General features: G+C 39.1%; 1 protein-coding gene. It reads right to left on the bottom strand.

Features of this window, described 5'->3' with window-relative positions:
* Positions 1-232: 232 nt before the first annotated feature.
* Positions 233-475: hypothetical protein (locus ELS82_RS28015; RefSeq protein WP_167489570.1), on the bottom strand; the 243-nt coding region annotated here is incomplete at its 5' end.

Raw genomic sequence — 475 nt, 5'->3', positions numbered from 1 at the left:
CAAACACTCAAGGTTTCAATGTCAATCTTAGCCCAAATAATATGTACATTTGTATCCTTATTTGATGCTTAAATTCAGCCCCAAATCAGCCCCAAATCACCCTCCAAATCAGCCCAARCACMATCCATGATCYTACATGTCCACACAAYAAATAACATTTGATTTATTTGGKTAATTCATTGATYCAAGAGGGCAAGCACATGGATGGAAAGCTGGAGGGGACATTGTSACATTATTTTGGGTCAAAAGAAGAAAGAGACAACTCATAAAGGAGGAAGAAAAACGTGCACCAAAGTGTTCTCCAAGCTGGCCTGGTTTGATTTTCCAGAACACCTTTCGGTGTTTTGTCCATAACTTTTGACTCAGATGTCCAAATGAGCTGTTCTTTAATGATCTGGAAAGCACCTTTCGGTGTTTTGTCCATAACTTTTGACTCAGATGTCCAAATGAGCTGTTCTTTAATGATCTGGAAAGC

It is taken from the genome of Vibrio ouci (assembly GCF_004551525.1).
GTDB classification, from domain to species: Bacteria; Pseudomonadota; Gammaproteobacteria; order Enterobacterales; family Vibrionaceae; genus Vibrio; species Vibrio ouci.
The sequence above is the reverse complement of the archived record's forward strand: the minus strand, read 5'-3'. Positions and strand labels throughout refer to the sequence as shown.